The sequence below is a fragment of the Paenibacillus sp. Z6-24 genome (genome assembly GCF_054161335.1).
On record NZ_CP096398.1, the window covers coordinates 3,919,119 to 3,938,539 of the forward strand.

The window sequence follows — 19,421 nt, forward strand, 5'->3', positions numbered from 1 at the left end:
TTGATGTATTCTCCGCATTTTGGAACAAAGACGGCTTCACCTATCTATTCAACTGTATTCAGCGCATCCGGTGCCTTTCTGCATCCAGGTGCGCTTTTTGGACTGCATCCTCAGACAGCCAATTATATTTGGTGGACAGGCTATTGTTCTCCCGTATCTTTATCCTTCAAGGTAGCTTTGAAAACCTCACCACTATTTTACTTGTCACACAAAGTATTTTTCTTTCGGCACTCAAGAATGGATCAAATTCTGATATACTAAAATACAGATTTGACGTGGGGTAAAGAATATTCCCCCTTCTCCATCTACATATTATTTTATTTAAAAGGAGTCCTGTCCTGTGGCCTTATCAACGGCGTCCTCTTCTGCCGCCAAAGCAAAAAAGCGGAATATACCGCCTTCTGCCAATCAGACGATATTTGGCGTACTGCTCGCCATTTCGCTTGTTCATTTGTTCAATGATTCCATGCAGTCTGTTATTCCGGCCATTTTCCCGATTCTCAAGGAGACGATGAATCTCAACTATACCCAGATTGGCTGGATTGCCTTTACGATTAATTTTACCGCTTCAATCATGCAGCCGTTTATCGGCCTCTTCTCGGATAAACGACCTACCCCGGCACTGCTGCCGATCGGTATGGCGTTTACATTTACCGGAATGCTGCTGCTCGCACTGGCCGGCTCGTATACAGCCGTGCTGGTCGCTGTCGTATTTGTCGGATTGGGATCGGCTACCTTTCACCCGGAAGGCTCCAAAGTCTCCCATCTGGCCGCCGGTAACCGCCGCGGCCTCGCCCAATCTATCTTTCAGGTAGGCGGCAATGCCGGGCAGTCTCTCGCTCCGCTGCTGACTACGCTGATCTTTGTGCCTTATGGCCAATTTGGAGCGATCGGCTTTACCGGTGTGGCTGCGATCGGTATTCTGGTACAGCTGTTTATCGCCCGCTGGTATGGCGGTGCCCTGCAAAATGAAAATCTGCACAAAAAGCGCCAGACGGCCGAAAAGATTCGTCCCGAGATGCGCAGCCGAATTGCTTTTGCTATGGTCATCCTGATTCTGCTCGTATTCGTTCGTTCCTGGTATGTCTCCTCGATCGGCAGCTATTACAGCTTTAACCTGATCGAGCAATTCGGATTGGGCGTTGGGGATGCCCAGCTGTATGTATTTCTGTTTCTCGCTGCAGGGGCAGTAGGCACCTTTTTTGGCGGTCCTCTGGCAGATCGGTTTGGTAAACGGAATCTAATCTTCCTGTCGATGGCCGGAGCGGTACCACTGGCGCTGCTGCTGCCTTATGCGAATCTGTTCTGGACCGGCATCCTGCTCGCTATTATCGGTTTTATTATCACGTCCAGCTTTTCCGTGACCGTAGTCTATGCACAGATGCTGGTACCCGGCCGGATCGGTACTGTATCCGGTCTGATTACCGGACTTGCTTTTGGATTGGGGGGTATCGGGGCACTCGTACTCGGCAGCTGGATCGATTCGATTGGGATCTCGCCGGTGATGCAGATTTGCAGCTTCCTGCCACTGCTTGGTGCGCTGACTTTCCTGCTGCCTTCGGATCGCAAACTCAATGAATGGACAAATGGTGCCTCGGCATAAACAGGCTGTTCTACCTTGCTCCTGAGCCAGCCTGTTTATGAGAACGGGCATTATACGGATTAAGGCATATACATGTACATGCATAACAAAGATTACAAGATTAATAAGGGTACCACGCAAAAAACACCTGTCCATCGGACAGGTGTTTTCCATTACATAGTTCTCTTCATATACCTTAGGTCAAGAGAAATGATGCTTAGCTTCCCGCAGAAGCTGATGCTCCAGCAGAAGCGCTGCTGTTGGCGATATAGCCATTGCTCATCGCTTTAACTTTAGCCTGCTGCACAAAGTACTGCATCAGTGTCAGTTCGGCTTTGGCTTGTGCTGCATGTACCTGATACTGGTGTTTTTCCATATCGTACTTGGTCGTCACACCGGCATTGTAGCGGATCTGCATGTTCACTCCATCTACATTGGCATCCTGTGCCAGACGCTGGGAAGTCTGAACATCTTTGAACGCTGTGTCCATATCCTGCAGATTGGTTTGAATCGCTTTGGCATAAGTCACTTTACCCTGTTCCAGCTGCTGCTCGGCAATTTGAGTGGTCGCTTTCAGCGCCTGCTCGTCAAAGCTGTTACCGGTAATTTTTTTGTCTTCATCCGTACGGGCTTTGGCTACGCTGTTACCCAGAGACTGGATTTGATAAGATTTGCTCAGCAGTGAATCTGCATCCACTGTAGGAGCCGGCTCCAGTGTTACCTGGATAGGGTCCAGCTTGAGATTCGGATCATATACAATACCCAGATCGTAGCACAGGGTTGCCAGTGTTTTTTGGTACGTATCTTTCAGGGTTGTCAGGTTATCCTGCTCTGTTTTGAGCGCACGGTCTGCTGTGTCGATATCTTCCTGTGTACCAGAACCAAGGGATTGCAGAGTTTGTGCACGCTGCAGATCACGAGTCAGTACCTGAATGTGTTCCTGGGACAGAGAAATTTGTTTCTGGTAGGAAAGCAGCTGTACATATTGACCGGTCATGGCCAGTCTTGTACCTTCTTTGGCTTCATCCACCTGCAGCTGAGTGTTCAGCTTCTGGGTGTCCAGATCACGCAGATTGTCTTCCAGGGTCTGACCGGTCTGGGAACCCTGTGAGAGTTCAACTTCGTTGCTTCCTTTTTTAGGTGTGTATGTCAGACCCGGAGATGCATTCACATAATCAACATAGTCGATACCCAGACTGGCATTTTGCTGATCCAGTACTTTATATTTCAATTGCAGCAGTTGCAGATTGTAGGAGTCATTGATCGCCAGATCAATCACTTTTTCCAGATTCAGGCTGTCTACCTTTTTCGGTTCTCTTACACCGGAGATCTGGGATTTTGGTTGCTGGGCTGTAGCGCTATCTGCTGCAGCTGTTGTTCCGTCCGTTGTTGTGGTTGCAGCTGTGCTGTCTGCTGCATGTACAAGTACTGCCGGCTGCGCTGCAGCAAGCAGCATTGCAAACACAGAAGCACCTACCATTGCTTTTTTCATATACCAATAACCTTCTTTCCTATATTTCATCTCAATAACATCACTAATTTTGTGAGAAAACCAAAAAAACTTAGTATTCCTAATAAAATTAATTTAGCATTCCTAACGAAATAAATCAACCATAATTGTGATAAATGGGTTAAACTTTTAAAAGGCCCACCTATTAATATAGCTCGATTTAGCGGGTCAGACCACTCGGAGCCGCTTCTTGTTCTGTCCATTCCACTGCTGCTGCACACTACAAAAAAAGCAGGATTCTGCTGTAGTTCCAGATTCCTGCTTGGTTATGAAAATGATAAATATTCCCTGTCAGCGCTACCACTGCCACTCGATAAGCATGATAACAACAGCCACAAGCAGCGCTGCTGCGCTCAGTAATTGCATCCGTTCACGTAATATGGGCGGCTTTACAGCCAGGTACTGAGGTTGCTCCTCGCCGTCATGCTGTCTGTTCCGATCTTCATCAGGTCTCATGTGCAACACCCTTCCTTCCATATTTTGTATCTCGATTATACAATAAACTTACCTGCAGTCACACAATATTCACAATATTCATTCCTGCTTCTTTCATTAAAAGGCAGAATTGCATTTTTTTCTTTCTTTATGTATGGAAGTGCTTTTATTTTAACATCGGTTCGAGGACGTATTTTTGATAGTTTTAATCTACATCCCGGGATTGAGTACATAAAAAATGGCTGTTGATACAATTGACAAGTAGTGTGGATTGATTCTATAATTCACCCATGAACTAGAGAGTACAAAAAAAACCGGAGAGTTTAGAGGAGGATACTGAAATTATGAGGAAGAGCTGGCCAATGGCCTTTACAGCACTTCTGCTGGCAGTCAGTCTGACTGCTTGTTCAACCGAGAATGCTGCAGTGGAACCGGCAACCAGTATGGTTCAGGTTGCCACTGTCAAACAGGAATCACTGGATGCAGTCTATGATCTGTCCGGTACCCTCGCTGCTTACGATGAGACACCTGTTTCCTTTCAGATTAATGGAACCGTCTCCGCTGTAAATGGCGATGTGGGAGATCGTGTCAATAAGGGCTCTGTAATGGCACAGCTGGATACGGCAGATATTCAGCTTGAAGTCGAAAATGCCAATCAATCCGTTGCTGCTGCACAGGCTGCACTCTCCAGCGCACGCGCCTCAATGACCAATGCCAGAGCAGGTCAGCAGGCGGCGGCTGCTGGCGTTGCTTCTGCACAAGCACAGGTCGAAAGTGCCCGTGCCAGTGAACAGGGTGTACTGTCCGGCAAACGCCCACAGGAAAAGGCACAGGCACAAAATGCAGTAACCAAAGCTCAAACCGCTTATGATCAAGCCAAAACGGCCGCTGCTCGCGCACAGACCCTTTTCGATAACGGGCTGTTAACCCAGCAGGAGAACGAGCAGGCGCAGACTACATTGGCCAACGCAAGCGAAAGCCTCAAGGATGCACAGGAACAGCTGTCCCTCATTCTCGAAGGCGCCAGCCAGTCGGATCGCGCTTCTGCCGCTGCCGCTGTCAAACAGGCACAGGTTGGCATTGAAAATGCACAGGCCAGCGTCGCACAGGCCAATGCTGCTGTCGAGCAGGCACAGGCCGGTGTGGAACAATCCCAGGCCAGCTATGATCAGGCTGTGATTGCTCTCAATACGGCGAAGCTCAAACTGACCCGTGCCAACCTGAAAGCCCCTGCTTCCGGCGTTATTCTAACTAAGCAGCTTTCCGAAGGCCAGACGGTGAGTGCCGGTACAGAAGTATTCACTATCGGTGAAATGAACCGCCTCAAAGTACTGCTGCCCATTCCGGACAGCGAGATTACAGAGTGGAAAGTCGGACAGGAAGTGAGCATCAGTCTGTACGATGAAGTTCGTACCGGCAAAGTGTCCAAACTGTATCCGCAGACTAATGAAAGCACCGGTTCCATCAATGTGGAAGTCGCTATCAGCAATCCAAATTCAGACTGGAAGCCCGGTCAGGTTGTAAGTGCTTCCCGCCAGGCCTCCTCCAAACAGGGGCTCCTGCTGCCGGTTGAAGCGGTGATCAGCTCGGGTAGTGATCCGTATGTATTTAAGGAAGTCAACAGCAAAGCTGTCAAAACGACGGTCAAACTCGGCAATCTCTACAATAACCGCTACGAAATCGTCAGCGGGCTGAAGGTGGGCGATAAAGTCGTTACCCGCGGTGCAGACCGTCTCTTTGATGGAGATGATCTGACAGTGGGCAAAGCACAGGACAACAAAGCTGCTTCTGCCGCCAACAATGCGAACAGCGGGGCCCAGGCTAATGATTAATTACTTTGTCCGCAAGCGTAAAATCACCCTTCTTTTCTTTGTTATGCTGATCTTGTTCGGTGTCACGCAGTTGTCCCAAATGCCGAAGCAGCTCATGCCGGATATCGTCGTCAAAACGGCACTCGTCACTACCACTTACGCCGGGGCTACACCGGAACTGATGGAACAGACCGTGACCGAAGTGCTCGAACAGAAGATCAAGGAAGTTACCAATCTCAAAACCATCGCCTCTACCTCGGGTAACGGGATTTCGAACATTACCATACAGGCCGAGGATGATGCCGATGCCAAGGATACATGGAATGAATTACGACGCAAAGTCGAGGATGCCCAGGCCGAACTGCCTGCCGATGCCGATACACCGGTCGTCAATGACAACCTGACCTCTACCTTTGTACAGTCGTTTGCCATCTACGGCAAAACGAAAGAGGATATCTACGGTCTCAGTGACCTGATGAATACCTGGCGCGACCAGCTTCGTTCCGTACCGGGGATTACCAGTGTTGAGATTCAGGGGATTCCGGATCAGCAGGTACGTATCGATCTCGATATGGCCAAACTGCAGCAATACAATATCTCCTGGGAAACGATACGACAGGCCATCCAGTCCGAGAACAACCGGGTGCCTACAGGTAACATCACCTATGAGGATCGTTCCTATCAACTGACTGTTGATAAAGCAACCGACTATAATGCATTAAAAGACATCGTAGTCTTCCAGACTGAAGCAGGCATCCCTGTCTACCTCAAGGATGTAGCCGATGTACAATTACTCAAGCAAACCGAATCCTACTTAAGCTACTATAATGGTGTTCCTTCCATTTCACTGGATATCAGCAGCCAGACCGGCTCTGACGTACCGACGATGAACGAACGCTTGACCGAGAAAATGAATTCTCTCAAAAAGACGCTGCCGGCCAATGTCAAAATCGTCTCCCTGTTCGCACAGAATGACGAAGTGGACCGGATCTTCGGTGGTCTGATCAAGGAAATGCTGATCGCCATCGCAGCGGTTATCCTGATCTGTATGCTCGGGATGAACCTGCTGACTGCCGGCTTTGTGGCACTTGCCATTCCGGTCTCGATTGCGCTAGGCCTGATCTTCCTGCCGGGACTCGGCATTACGCTGAACCAGATCACGATTGTCGGTCTGATCATCGTACTCGGGATTCTGGTCGATGATGCTGTCGTCGTCAATGATAATATTGAACGAAGGTTGTCCACACTCGGAGAGAATCCGACCGATGCCTCGATCAAGGGAACCAAGGAAGTGGCCATTTCCATCATCACCGCTACACTGGCAACGATCTCGGCCTTCCTGCCGCTAATGGTACTGCAGGGTGATATGGGCGCCTTTATCCGTCCGATCCCGACCGTTATCTCGCTCTGTATGCTGGCCTCGATGATCATGTCCCTGACGATCATCCCGATCTTCCGCCAGTGGTATGAAGAACGTCAGATCGAACGCGGCAAACGCCATGTAGACAAGCCTGCCGGTCTGCTCGGCAAGCAGATTCAGGCAGTAAGCAATGGCTACGCACACCGCCTGATGCCAAAAGTATTAAAACGTCCACTGCTGATCGGTCTGATTGGTCTGGTCGTCAGTACATTCGCTTATGGACTCGCAGCCTTCACTCCGGTGGAGCTGTTCCCGACATCCGAAGATCCACAAATTACGATCAATGTGAATCTGCCTTCCGGTACATCGCTGCAGGAAACAGACCGGATCGTCCAGGGTATGGCCGCATGGCTCAAAAAGCAGCCTGAAGTTGAAAATATGGCGTATGCTTCCGGCGGCGCGGCTCCCCAGCTGTTCACCAACCTGAGTGGACTTGGCGGCGGCAGTGCCAATGCCGGACAGATTCTCATTACCGGTAAGCATGGCATGAACATCAACCAGACGACCGACGAGTGGGCAGATGCACTCAAAAAAGATTATCCGGGCATCCAGACATCCGTTAGCGGAACCGATCTGGGGGTATCTGTCGGTAAACCGGTATCCATTCGTATTCTCGGAGATGATCTGGAAGAGATCCGTAGTCTGACGGATCAGATCAAGCAAATTATAGGTAACACACCAGGTACTTATGGTATTACCGATACAATGGGTATCGATAACTATGCACTTGATTTTGTCGTAAACAAACAGGCGATGGACCGCTACAAAGTAACTTACAGCAATCTGACCCAGACCCTTCTCATGATGGGCAGCGGGATGAGTATTGGTGACTTTGATAATGGTGAAGATCTGGTAGATATGAAATTGTACATGAAGGGCTCGCAATCCGTCAGCCCGACCACACTGCTGCAGCAGGTAAACATTACCAACTCAGCAGGCGTACAGATTCCGCTGTCCCAGATCGTCAGCATGAAACCAGCGTTCTCCATCCAGCAGATTGACCGTTATGATCTGCAGCGCGTCAACACGATCGAAGCTGACGTTAACGGACGTACGGCTACCGAAGTTATGCAGGAGATCCAGCCAAAGCTGCAGCAGATAAATTTCCCTGAAGGTTACACATGGGAAATTGGCGGTGAAACATCCAACCAGGCAGATACATTCGGTGACCTGGGTAAACTGTTCGTTGTTGCCGTCTTCCTGATCTTTATTCTCATTGTAATTCAGTTCTACTCCCTGTCGATTCCGCTCATCATTATGACGACAGTGTATCTGGCAGCAGCCGGTGGTATTCTCGGTTTGTTCCTGACACGTACACCAATCGGCTTTATGTCAGTCATGGGGATTATCGCCCTCGCGGGTATCGTCGTGCGGAACGGTATCGTACTGATCGAGTTTATCGAGGATGCCAGACATGAAGGCATGGAACTGAAGGAAGCGATTATCCAGGCGGCCTCTGCCCGTTTCCGTCCGATCCTGCTGACTTCCCTGACAGCGATTGTCGGTATGATTCCGATTGCAACAGTCGGCGAGCTGCTGTTCCGCCCGCTCGGGGTTGTTATTATTTTTGGTCTGATCTTCTCGACTATCCTGACCCTGTTCGTTGTTCCATCTCTCTATATGGTTGTCGCTCGTTCCAAAGACAAGCGCCAGGCACGTAAAATGGAACGCAAACAAAGACGGCTGGAAAAACTGAATGCTGCACCCAAAGTATAATTCCGATTGACGGGTACCATTCCAAAATAGTAAACGGAAGGAGCCGAACGTATACGCCGGCTCTACCGGATCGAAAACGGACTGCTACAGCAAGGGTCCGTTTTCTGTATTTTACAGGCTTATTATATGTGAAAGGAGAAGCGCCCTTGAAAAGCAAAGAAGAAGACATCATCGAGGCAGCGGTTCGACTTTTTTCCGAAAAAGGATATACGGCAACATCTGTTGACGAAATCGCCAAAGAAAGCGGAATGGCCAAAGCTTCTTTTTACAAGTTTTTTCAGAGCAAGGAAGATGTCCTGATCGCGACGGTAAAAGCACATTCGCAGATTGTGGAAGAACATATTTTCCGTTTTTATGCTTCTGCAGAGGTAGAGCCGCTGCAGAAAATCGCCAGATTTATTCAGGTGCATATGGAAAGCACCCTCGAAAGCAAAATTCACTCGGTCATGATGTCCGTGCATGATAAAAGTATTCTGCAAAATGAAAAGCTGCTGGAGGAATGCCTGCGACTGGAGTTTCGCCTGAATCAATGGAGCACCGATTGTCTGGTGGATATATACGGCGACAAGGTCAAACCTTATGTGTACGATATCATTTTCCTGATTCGCGGACTGCTCATGCAGTATATGTTCCTTCCGGTTATCGGTGTCAAATCGAATCTCGATCAATCCGAACTCTCCGGCTACCTGGCGAGAATGGTCGACTGGATGGCTGCGAGCATGTTCGATCATGGATACAAGCCGATCTGGAACTGCCAGGAAATGCAGATCGGACAGCAGGACATTCAGGACAGCCCGGTTTTCAAAGGAATCATGATTCACGAACTGCTGCTCAGTCTCAAGCGCAGTCTGCATCATCTTCATCTGCCGGATGAGGAAAAAGAAGAAACCTGGCAGGTTTTATCCACTCTGGAGCAGGAGATTACCGCTGAACGCCTCCGCTCCGGACTGATCAAGGCAATGCTGCAGTTTCTGGAGCAACAGCCTGTATTTGCAGAAGACTGCGCCAGATTGAAGAAAATACTGGCTGTCTGATCGCCAGTAGTCGGCAGGAGGCCAATGCATAACGTCTGTCGTCGGACCGCATCGTCGATAAACAGACCGCCGGGCATATTGGACACCATTCACCTATCCAACATCTATCTCACATGAAATCCGATGTGATACGCCAAAAAGCTGTATTCCCTTAGAGGAATACAGCTTTCTTTTGGAATACACTGATATACTGCGCACAGCAGCAATGCCGACATCTGCAGCTTAAGACTCTATGTGCAGTTCCATGCCATCCGCAGTGGAAGTGCCGCCTTGCACCGGTATTCAGTATTTATCCGAACGGTCTTCCTGCAGGCGGGCACGCATCTGGGCAATCGTGCGTTCCAGACTGAGGATCGCTTCGGTCACCACGCTCTTATCCACACCGTTCTCCAGTGCCTGAGCTCTGGCAAAGGCGCGTTCCTTTTCTTCATGGATGCGTTCCTTCTCTGCCATAACACGCTCTTTTTCATACGTTTGACGGCGTTGAAGCTCATTGTATTTATCGAGCAGATCCGTAATGATCTTGTAAAAGCGCTCATAGTCGAGGATGACATCATCCAGAAAGAAATCCACTTCTTCCTGCGAGTATCCTCTCATCTTGGTCGTAAAATCCTTTTCATGAATCGTCAAAGCATCAAACTTGATCCCCAGCTGCTTGAATAACCGCTTCTGGTCCTCCAGCTTGCGCTGATAATTCTCATCTACAGCCATGTTCATCATTCCCCTCATCCCTGTTCGCACAAGTACTTTATCTGTCTATAAATGTACCATAAAGAACAGGTAAGGGAAAATAAAGTCCGCAAAACAATCTCAGCGGAGCACCAGCCGGAACACGTGGGCGATCGGCGTCATACCGCCTGCCCGGGCTTCGTCCGGCAGTACCGCATTGATTCCGTCCGGATAATCGGTAAAGGACAGTCCCTGCACGACCGTCTCTCCGAGCAAATCCAGACTGACAATGTCCCCGTCATAGGGAATATGCAGAGTCGCCGGCACCTCCCCTGTCTCCTCAGGGTACAGGTAGGCTGCATAGACGACTCCCTCTGCCAGCTTGGCTGTGAATGCCCACTCGCCGGTAAAAGCAGGCGCTATGCTGCGGGTTTCATATATCGCTTCGCCGTATACATTCAGCCATGCACCCAGTCCCCGGATTCGCTCGATTGCGCCCTCTGGCAAGCGTCCGTCCGGCTGGGGGCCGACATTGAGTGCCAGATTGCCTCCCTTGGAGACAATCTCCAGCAGCAGATGCACCAGCTCGCGCACAGACTTGTACTTATCTTCATACCGGAACGAAAAAGAAGTCCCCATCGTCACACAGCTTTCCCATGGAATCGACATCGGCTCGGCCGGGACGGTCTGTTCGGGCGTTACGATATTCTCATATGGTCCTCCTACAGTACGGTCGGCCGCCAGCAGCCAGGGCTGCGTTTTTCTGGCCCGTTCGACGACTTCCTCCAGCCGGATATCCTGTCCGCCTTTGCCCGGTCGGACCCAGCCGGCATCCAGCCACAGCACATCGATCCGTCCATACCGGGTCAGCAGCTCCATCATCTGCTCATGGGTGAATTGAACAAATTGTTCCCACAGTCCGGGATACTCATGCGGATCGTAGCTGGGACCGCGCCAGGTGCTGCCGCGCTCCATGCCTTTGGCCCAGTAATAGGGAGTATGCCAGTCCGCTTTGGAAAAGTAGGCCGAGATCGCAAGCCCCCTTTCCCGAAAAGCCTCAAACAGATGACCCGTAATATCCGCATACCGATGACGATGAAATGGCGTATCCGGCCCGGTAATCCGGTAGTCGGTTGTACCGGTATTCCACATGCAGAATCCGTCATGATGCTTGGTCGTAAAGTTCAGATAGCGGAACCCACCTTCCAGTGCCAGATCGGCCCATTCCTCCGGCTGGAAGCGGAGCGGATTGAATGTCTTGTTCAGATCAAAATATTCCCGCTTCAGCTTCTCTGCATCCGGCTGCCAGTCGATGCCTTCTCTGGACCAATCTGCATCGTCATCGCTGAGTGCCCATGATTCGACGATGCCCAGCTGCGAATACGGTCCCCAGTGCATCATCAGCCCCAGCTTCTGGTCCCTGAACCAGTCCAGCCGTTCCAGCAGATACGGATTGTCCGGCTGTACCCAGCTGTCTTCACTGCTGTAGTTATGCACACCGCTCTCGATCTCTGCTGCCGTTTCTTCAGGCTGCTGCGGGTTAACGGATGGATCACTCATGGACTGCACCTCCTGTCTGCGGCGATGAAGAGACAACCTCATCCAACAGACCTTTTTGCATCGTTACATAGACGAGCCGGGAGAACAGACTATTGGACCAGGCGAACCATGGTCTTGTAAATATCGCCGGATCATCGGCGTGGAAGCCCTCGTGCATATAACCGGTCCCTGCATCGGTCGCTTCCAGCATATCGATCATCGCCAGCATCTCCTCATCCGTACTCGCCGTCAGGCCCTGCATGGATAATCCCATCGGCCAAACATAATCCGGCGGGGTATGCGGACTGCCCATACCGCTGGCTGCCTGCCCCGAGAAATAAAACGGGTTCTCTGTACTGAGAATAAAGCGCCGGGTGCGCAAATACATCGGATCATCCACTGCACAATACCCGAGATAAGGCATCGATAGCAAGCTCGGTGTCCCCGCATCGTCCATCAGACAATGGTTGCCATAGCCATCCGTCTCATACGCATAGATCGGTCCATGCACCGGATGACGATAAATCCCGTACAATTCGATCCCATGCTGCACTTCCTCCTCCATCCGGGCGAGTTCCTCACAGAAAGCCAGATCGCGGTAGACTACCCGCACCATCTCCTGCATCTGCTGCAGACAGACAACGGCAAACATATTGGACGGGATATTGTAATGCAGCTCGCAGGCATCATCGCTCGGACGGAAGCCGGACCAGATCATTCCGGTATAGCCGACCGGCATTCCGAGCCCCTGATTGCGGATCGTATCAATCGGTGGACAGTTCCACCGGGTGAACCGGTACGGCGACTCCTCCATATGCCGCTGCTCGGTCCGCCACAGCTCATAGATGCTACGCAGCCCCTGCTTGAATCCGGCATCAAAAATATCGGTGCTGCCGCTCGTTTTCCAGTAATGATAAGCCAGCCGGACGGTAAAACAAAGCGAATCCAGCTCAAACTTGCGCTCCCATACCCATGGTCCCATGTCCGTCTCGTCTGCCGGGTCCCAGTGCCAGTCATTGGCCGTCTCGTTAAAGGCATTGGCATAAGGATCAATTGACAGGTACAGCATATGACGGCGGATCAATCCGCTGATGATGCGCTGCAGCTGCTTATCCTCGGCACAGAGCGGCACATAATGCATCAGCTGCTCCACTGAATCGCGCAGCCAGAGCGCCGGAATATCACCGGTAATAACAAAAGTCGTCCCATCATCCAGCAGCTTGGTCGTCGTCTCCAATGTATTGGGAAAGCAGTTACGGAACTGCCGGGCCAGCCGTGGACGATGACACAGCCGCTGCTCTGCCTCGGCCAGCACTTCACGGACAGCAGGCGGTAGTTCAAACGCGGACATTTTCAGAGTTTCCAGCTCATGTTTCATGACAGGGTACCTCGCTTCCATTTCAGCGTTTTAATTTCGTAGGGACGGAAGGACAATGTGATACGACCATCGGTGACAGGGATGCTCTCCAGCTCATCTTCCAGCAGATTGGTCAGCACGACCTGATCGCCGGAAGATGCTTCAGTTGGGATGATATGGTGATGTTCGGCACTACCATGTTCCCCTGCTCCAGGACTGCTGCCTGGGCGGGAATAAACATCGTTAACGGCTTGGTTTGTTTCACTTTTTCCATTTAACACAGGCCAACTGATCTGCGCTGTGCCGCGGCTGCCGGAGGATTCATAGAGCCGCATAGTGGTACCGTCCCCATCCTCGGCTGGCTTGATCGTCTCCAGAATAATATGACCACCTTCATAATTCAGCAGTGAACCTCCTGCCGGCTCAAGACCTTCTGCCTTTGCCGTATGATCATCGGCAAATCGGTAATGTGCGGGCTGGTTAAGCTCCATGGCCGCACGCACGATATGGGCCTGCCGCCAATTGCCATCATGCGGCAGCAGGGAATACGTAAATTCATGATCTCCCTGATCCGCCTGCTCATCCGGCCACTTGGACGCACGCAGCAGGGACAGGCGCATATGCCCGTTTTTGATATCATAGCCGTACTTGCAATCATTCAGCAGGCTGACACCATAGTCGCCCTCGGAGATATCCGCCCAGCGGTGCCCGCATACTTCGAACTGGGCCTGTTCCCACGATGTATTGCTGTTCATCGTCCGCTCCAGTGCGCCAAATGGAATCTCGTAGGTGGCGGAGGATGCTACCATATCGACCGGGAAATTCACTTTGAGCAGCTTATGACTTTCCTGCCACTGTACCCGGGTCTTGAAGTCGATGCGCGGGTGATCATTATACAGATATATATCCTGGGTAATCTCCGACTGTCCGATCTGCCAGCCGAATCGCAGAATATCCCCGGTATGACCATGCATAATGACTCTGGAAAATAACAGCTGCGCCTTGCCGGCTGGCTGCCGGGCGAACAGCGGATCAATATCCCACGCATCCCACAGCGTCGGACGATCATGATAATAACCAAAAGCATTGCCGGTATGCCCTGCTTGAATCAGCTCCCGCTCATACCGCAGATCATACAGGGAATGAATCTCGCCCCGCTCATTAAAGCCAATTCGGTATAGCGAAGTCTCCCAGACCGGTGGTATGGCACCGCCGAGCATGATATCTGCCGGATGTCTCACATCATCTTCATGCTCATATTCACCTGCAACATCCACGCTTGCTGCCAATGGGTCCGCCATGTCGCCCTGCTGCGGACGAAGCCGGAGCACCCGGCAGCCAAAAGCGGGAATGGACGGAACGTATACTCGAAGCAGATAGGCAGCTTCGGTTCCTTGTTCCTTTTCCGGCCTACGGGATGGTTGGCGTTCTGCCGACTCTCCATCTGCTGCCTGGCCGGACCCGGACGCCCGTCCATTCGCTCCAGACGGAGCTGTGAGCGGAACGAGACCGGGCAGGCGCTTGCGGGCAGCAGTGAACCGCAGCGGCGGTGCAGCAGCCTCTGCTGGCGGCTCTGTCATTTCCAGCGGTACGATATCACTGCGCAGCTGCTGTCCGTCCTGATCATAGACGGCTATTCCCTGCAGCTCATCGCCTCCCTCGATCTCCAGCCATTCGCCGCGCTCCCAGCCCAGACTATTGAACACCACACAGGCAGTGCCTTCGCCGGACAGATCCAGCACATCCATCCATACATCCAGCGCCTGATCCAACGCCCCCTGACCGATCCGCAGAATCTCCTCGTATTCCACTTCTGATGTATCGTATACCTCGGTAATTGCCGAACCCGGCACAATATCATGGAACTGATTGAGCATAATGCCGATCCAGCCCTGCTTGAACCGTTCAGCAGTAATGACCGCTCCTGCCGACTCACGGCTGTTGTTCCAGATCAATGGACTGACCGAATAATCGGCAGGGACAGGGGCTGTGCCGGATGGATCTGCATCCTGACCGGACAAAGAATCCATAGGCCGGGACAGGGATGGAGCCGGGATTGCTTCTTCCCTGTTCTCCCCGGCTGTATCGCTCTGCTGTGCAGGCAGGCTGGAACGGTTCAGCTGCATCGCTGCGAGCCGCTCCCAGATTTCCGCTTCCCGGTATAATGCTTCCGCCTTACGGTTATAACGCTTGTTCCATGCCTGGGTCGTATAGGTGCCGCGGTGAAGTTCCAGATACAGATCACCGCGCCAGATCGGCAGCTCGTCTGCCTTTTCCATAGTATGGTCAAAAAATTCCCTGGCTGTCCCGAATGCGGTCTGCGGCTGACCGATCATCATCTCCGAGTGCTGCACGTACTCCACCATATCGAGGGTGACGCCGCCTCCTCCATCTCCGTGACCGTACAGCAGCATCTGCTCGGGATGGATGTCTTTTTGCCGGTAGGATCGCCAGTGTTCGTCGATATCTTTGACACTTGTCGATTCATTGACCCCGTGGTTCAGATAGGACAGCACGGGCGTCCCGTCAATGCCGACCCACTGGAACAGATCGTACGGGAAAATGTTCGTATCATTCCAGTTCAGCTTGGTCGTCATAAAATAATCAATGCCCGCCTGCCGCAGCAGCTGGGGCAGGGACGCCGCATAACCAAACGTATCCGGCAGCCACTCGATCGTCGAGGTCACCCCGAACTCCTCCCGGTAAAAGCGCTGTCCATAGAGCAGCTGCCGGGCCAGCGATTCACCGCTCGGGATGTTCAGATCCGGCTCCACCCACATGCCGCCGACCAGCTCCCAGCGTCCTTCGGCGATGTAGGCTTTTACTTTGGCATACAGATCGGGATAATGATCCTTCACATAGGCAAACAGCTGCGGCTGGCTCTGGGTATAAATGAACTCCGGATACTGCTCCAGCAGCGTACACATCGTCGAGAACGTCCGACTCGTCTTGCGCACCGTCTCGCGGATCGGCCACAGCCAGGCGATATCGATATGCGACTGACCGACCATGATCATGCGTCCATTGTATTCCTCAGTTGAAGCGTACGGACCAACCTGTTCACGCAGCAGCTCTTCCAGCTGAAGCCATGGTTCTTCCATTTGCCAGGAATCTTCCGGCAGTTCGTAGGCTGCAGTCATGCACTGTTCCAGTGCTTCCTGAATGCGCATCCGGCGCATTTCCCCCTCCGGCAGACGGCGAACCGCATCCAGCAGCAGACGCAGGCTGCATCCCAGGCTGCGCAAACCGGCATTGACACTGACCAGACTTGCGGTAAATCCGGTCAATGGCATTACCTTTTCCGGCTGTCCATTCAGTGGATCATGAGGTTCGGGAATTGGATCATACAATTCAATCCCCAGCTGGATTGTCTGTCCGGCATGCTCCGGACGCAGCGGCACAAAGGTATGATTTCGATCCAGTCCGTGGTAGAACTCTCCATTGATACGGAGCAGTCCTTCCCCTCCGCCAGCGCTGAACAGCAGCCCGGCCGGGTGTTCCGACCAGGACGCCGGCAGAGCACCCTTTGCTTCCAGCAGATAGGTAATGCCATGCTTGCCCTGCAGCGTCATGTCGCTCTGACGGCGGGGCGACAGCGTCTCATAGCGTCCGGCGGTAATATAGCGTACTTCTTCAATCGTCCAGTCCGTCAAGCCTATCTGTTCCAGCCATTGTCGTCCGGCAAGATGCTTTACAAATCGTTCCATTCGATGCATGGTGATTGGGCCTCCTTGAGCAAAACTGCTTGGATTGTGTGCAGATCCTTGAGCGGTAGACTTCTATAATAAGGGGATGCGTCCATATTGGCAGACAGTGGATACAATGACAGGAGCAGCAGACGGGAAAACGGACAGCCATTTCCGGCGTTCGATTTTTGGGCTTTCCCACTTGGTGATCTTCCAAGCCGGAGCCGGATTACCTGGTCACGGCGTGACTGTCAGTACAGCGGTAAGACCCTCTACCGAGCTGCTGCCGATCTGCAAGGAGAATTCGCCAGGTTCGATCACACGATCCAGCCGGGCGGTTACAAGTTCCAGATGTTCGGGCGTCAGGGTAAAGGTAACCGTGCCGCTCTCACCCGGCTCCAGCCATATTTTGCGGAAGCCTTTGAGCTCCTTTTCCGGGCGGGTCACCGAAGATACCAGATCGGTAAGGTACAGCTGAGCCACTTCCCAGCCTGCCCGGCTGCCAGTGTTGGTGATGCTCACCGTGACCTGTGCCGATTCATCTGCCCGGATCGTCTGCGGCGTTACCAACGGATCACCATAGGTAAAGGTCGTATAGCTCAGCCCATAACCAAACGGATAGGCGGGCTGCAGATCCATTTCCAGATAGCGCTTGCCCCGTGTCCGCTTGCCGTTGTAGTAGACCGGCAGCTGGCCGACATGACGGGGCACGGAGATGGTCAGACGTCCCGAAGGATTCACGTCGCCGTACAGAATCTCGGCCAGCGCATGGCCACCTTCCTGTCCCGGATACCAGGCTTCAATAATGGCATCTGCATGTTCATCGATCCATGGCTCGGCGACCGGACGGCCATTAATGTAAATGACGACCAACTTCCTGCCGAGTGCATGAATAGCCTGACACAGCTCCAGCTGTACACCGGTCAGATGCAGATCGACCCGGTCAATGCCTTCCCCACTCTCCATCTCGCTCGCTCCGCCGGAATCATGCACCAGCGACTGACCGGTACGCAGATCGACCGTTCCCTCGCCAAAGTCCCGTGCACTTGATCCACCGAGTACGAGGATGACCGTCTCTGCCTGCCCGGCCACTTCCAGCGCATAGTCAAAGCCTTCCCGCGACTCGTCCCTGACCCGGCAGCCGGGTGCATACAGTAGCTTCTCCTCCATTCCCCGGGCGGCCAGATGCTGACGGATGCCTTCCAGTACGGTAATCACTTTGCCGTCCGGCTGCGGGGAAGTATAATCGCCCAGCTGGTTGTACGGCGTATTGGCATTGGGACCGATCACGGCGACTTTGCCAGATGAGGCAGGATGAAGTGGAAGCGCATTCTCTTTATTTTTCAGTAAAATAATGCCCTGACGGGCAACCTCACGGGCCAACTGGATATGCTCCTCCGAATGAATCAGACGGACAGCCTGGTCCGGGTCCACATACGGATGATCGAACAGGCCGAGCCGGAACTTGATCTCCAGCAGACGGCGAACCGCCTGGTCCAGATGAGCTTCATCGGCTATTCCCTGCTCCAGTGCCGAATCCAGATACCGGCTGAACATGGCACCAGACATCTCCAGATCGATGCCTGCCCTGAGTGCCAGAGCAGTCGCCTGCTCGCCGTTCTCAACAATATTGTAGCCGTGCACGAGCATATTCATCGCACTGGCATCCGTGATCACGAAGCCTCTGAAGCCCCACTGTTTGCGCAGCACGTCTTCCAGCAAATATTCACTCGATGTGCATGGCACACCGTCGATTTCGTTATAAGCGGTCATGACGGATACCGCTCCCGCCTCCACCGCTTTGCGGAACGGCAGCAGATCGATCTCGTTCAGTTCCTTCATTCCCATATGTACAGGCGCTGCATTGCGTCCGCCCTCCGAAGCCCCATAGCCTGCAAAATGCTTGAGCGTAGCGATCACACTGTCCGGCGCATCCAGCCCGCGGCCTTGCAGGCCTCGCACGGCAGCCGCCGCCAGCTCTCCCGCCAGATACGGATCTTCGCCATATGTCTCCTCGGTCCGTCCCCAGCGCGGATCGCGTACGATATCCAGCACAGGCGAATAGGTAGCCACTCCGCCCTGGCTGCGCGTCTCGATCGCAACCGCATGGCACATCGCTTCATACAGTTCCGTATTCCACGTACTCGCCGCCAGCAGCGGCACCGGATAAACAGTAGCGCCGATCGCCATATGTCCATGCGAGCATTCCTCGCCAAACATCAGCGGAATGCCGAGCCGGGAGTGTTCGAGGACATATTTTTGAATCTCATTCAGCGCGGCTGCTCCTTCACGCGGAGACAATCCCGTCTCCAGTGTGACTTCGGTCCACGGGTCTGCCCGCAGCGCCGCATACAGCGCACCTACACGGCCTTCAGCAATCTGCTGCCGAAATGGATCGGTCAGCGTAATCGTACCGTCTTCATTTCGGTCAAAGGTCTGCCAGCCGAATATCTGCACCAGCTGCCCTACCTTTTCTTCCCTGGTCATTCGTGACAACAAATCCTGTACCCTCTCCTGCAGCGGATAGGAAGCGTCTTTGTAGATCATGATGGTAATCACCCTTTACTCGTTGGTTGAGATCATGACTGAAGTGAACTGGCCGTGTCGGCTTTTGGCAAAGAATGTCTGATTTATTGGAGGTTTGGCAATGGTGTTGTGTTAG

The 19,421-nt window shown here is 52.5% G+C and carries 11 protein-coding genes; 4 read left to right on the forward strand and 7 right to left on the reverse strand.

All coding sequences use genetic code 11. The annotated features are described in order from the left end of the window. The first annotated feature begins 340 nt into the window (after window positions 1–340). Window positions 341–1,603, forward strand: a complete 1,263-nt coding sequence (locus tag M1D61_RS17085; protein WP_458119819.1) for an MFS transporter — start codon at window positions 341–343, stop codon at window positions 1,601–1,603. Window positions 1,604–1,799: 196 nt separating this feature from the next. On the opposite strand, the gene M1D61_RS17090 is transcribed toward M1D61_RS17085, so the two are convergent. Both M1D61_RS17090 and M1D61_RS17095 read right to left on the reverse strand, forming a co-directional pair. Beyond that, window positions 1,800–3,074, reverse strand: a complete 1,275-nt coding sequence (locus M1D61_RS17090; protein WP_458119820.1) for a TolC family protein — start codon at window positions 3,072–3,074, stop codon at window positions 1,800–1,802. A gap of 315 nt (window positions 3,075–3,389) precedes the next feature. Next, window positions 3,390–3,548 (reverse strand): hypothetical protein, encoded by a 159-nt coding sequence (locus M1D61_RS17095; protein WP_458119821.1) that lies wholly within the window; start codon window positions 3,546–3,548, stop codon window positions 3,390–3,392. Window positions 3,549–3,871: 323 nt separating this feature from the next. Between M1D61_RS17095 and M1D61_RS17100 the strand changes: the two genes are divergently transcribed. From M1D61_RS17100 to M1D61_RS17110, 3 genes are all read left to right on the forward strand, one after another. Next, on the forward strand, window positions 3,872–5,359 hold the full coding sequence (locus M1D61_RS17100; protein WP_458119822.1) for an efflux RND transporter periplasmic adaptor subunit: 1,488 nt from the start codon (window positions 3,872–3,874) through the stop codon (window positions 5,357–5,359). Then, window positions 5,352–8,474: an efflux RND transporter permease subunit gene (locus M1D61_RS17105; protein WP_458119823.1), complete on the forward strand. Its 3,123-nt coding sequence runs from the start codon at window positions 5,352–5,354 to the stop codon at window positions 8,472–8,474. The genes M1D61_RS17100 and M1D61_RS17105 overlap by 8 nt, the downstream gene beginning before the upstream one ends. 146 nt (window positions 8,475–8,620) lie before the next feature. After that, window positions 8,621–9,508, forward strand: coding sequence for a TetR/AcrR family transcriptional regulator (locus M1D61_RS17110; protein ID WP_458119824.1), 888 nt, complete (start codon window positions 8,621–8,623; stop codon window positions 9,506–9,508). A gap of 282 nt (window positions 9,509–9,790) precedes the next feature. On the opposite strand, the gene M1D61_RS17115 is transcribed toward M1D61_RS17110, so the two are convergent. The 5 genes from M1D61_RS17115 to M1D61_RS17135 all read right to left on the reverse strand — a co-directional run bounded on the left by M1D61_RS17115 (window position 9,791) and on the right by M1D61_RS17135 (window position 19,306). Next, window positions 9,791–10,219 (reverse strand): DivIVA domain-containing protein, encoded by a 429-nt coding sequence (locus M1D61_RS17115; protein ID WP_046213153.1) that lies wholly within the window; start codon window positions 10,217–10,219, stop codon window positions 9,791–9,793. A 99-nt stretch (window positions 10,220–10,318) separates the two neighbouring features. Next, on the reverse strand, window positions 10,319–11,737 hold the full coding sequence (locus M1D61_RS17120; protein WP_458119825.1) for an alpha-L-fucosidase: 1,419 nt from the start codon (window positions 11,735–11,737) through the stop codon (window positions 10,319–10,321). Then, window positions 11,730–13,094 carry a glycoside hydrolase family 125 protein gene (locus tag M1D61_RS17125; protein WP_458119826.1) on the reverse strand — a complete coding sequence of 455 codons (1,365 nt, stop codon included), beginning with the start codon at window positions 13,092–13,094 and terminating at the stop codon, window positions 11,730–11,732. Before M1D61_RS17125 ends, M1D61_RS17120 begins: the two co-directional genes overlap by 8 nt. After that, a complete protein-coding gene (locus M1D61_RS17130) occupies window positions 13,091–16,789 on the reverse strand; it encodes an alpha-mannosidase (RefSeq protein WP_458119827.1) in 3,699 nt (1,232 codons plus the stop codon). Before M1D61_RS17130 ends, M1D61_RS17125 begins: the two co-directional genes overlap by 4 nt. 207 nt (window positions 16,790–16,996) lie before the next feature. Beyond that, complete coding sequence (locus M1D61_RS17135; protein WP_458119828.1) at window positions 16,997–19,306, reverse strand: glycoside hydrolase family 3 N-terminal domain-containing protein; 2,310 nt, start codon at window positions 19,304–19,306, stop codon at window positions 16,997–16,999. Window positions 19,307–19,421: the final 115 nt, after the last annotated feature.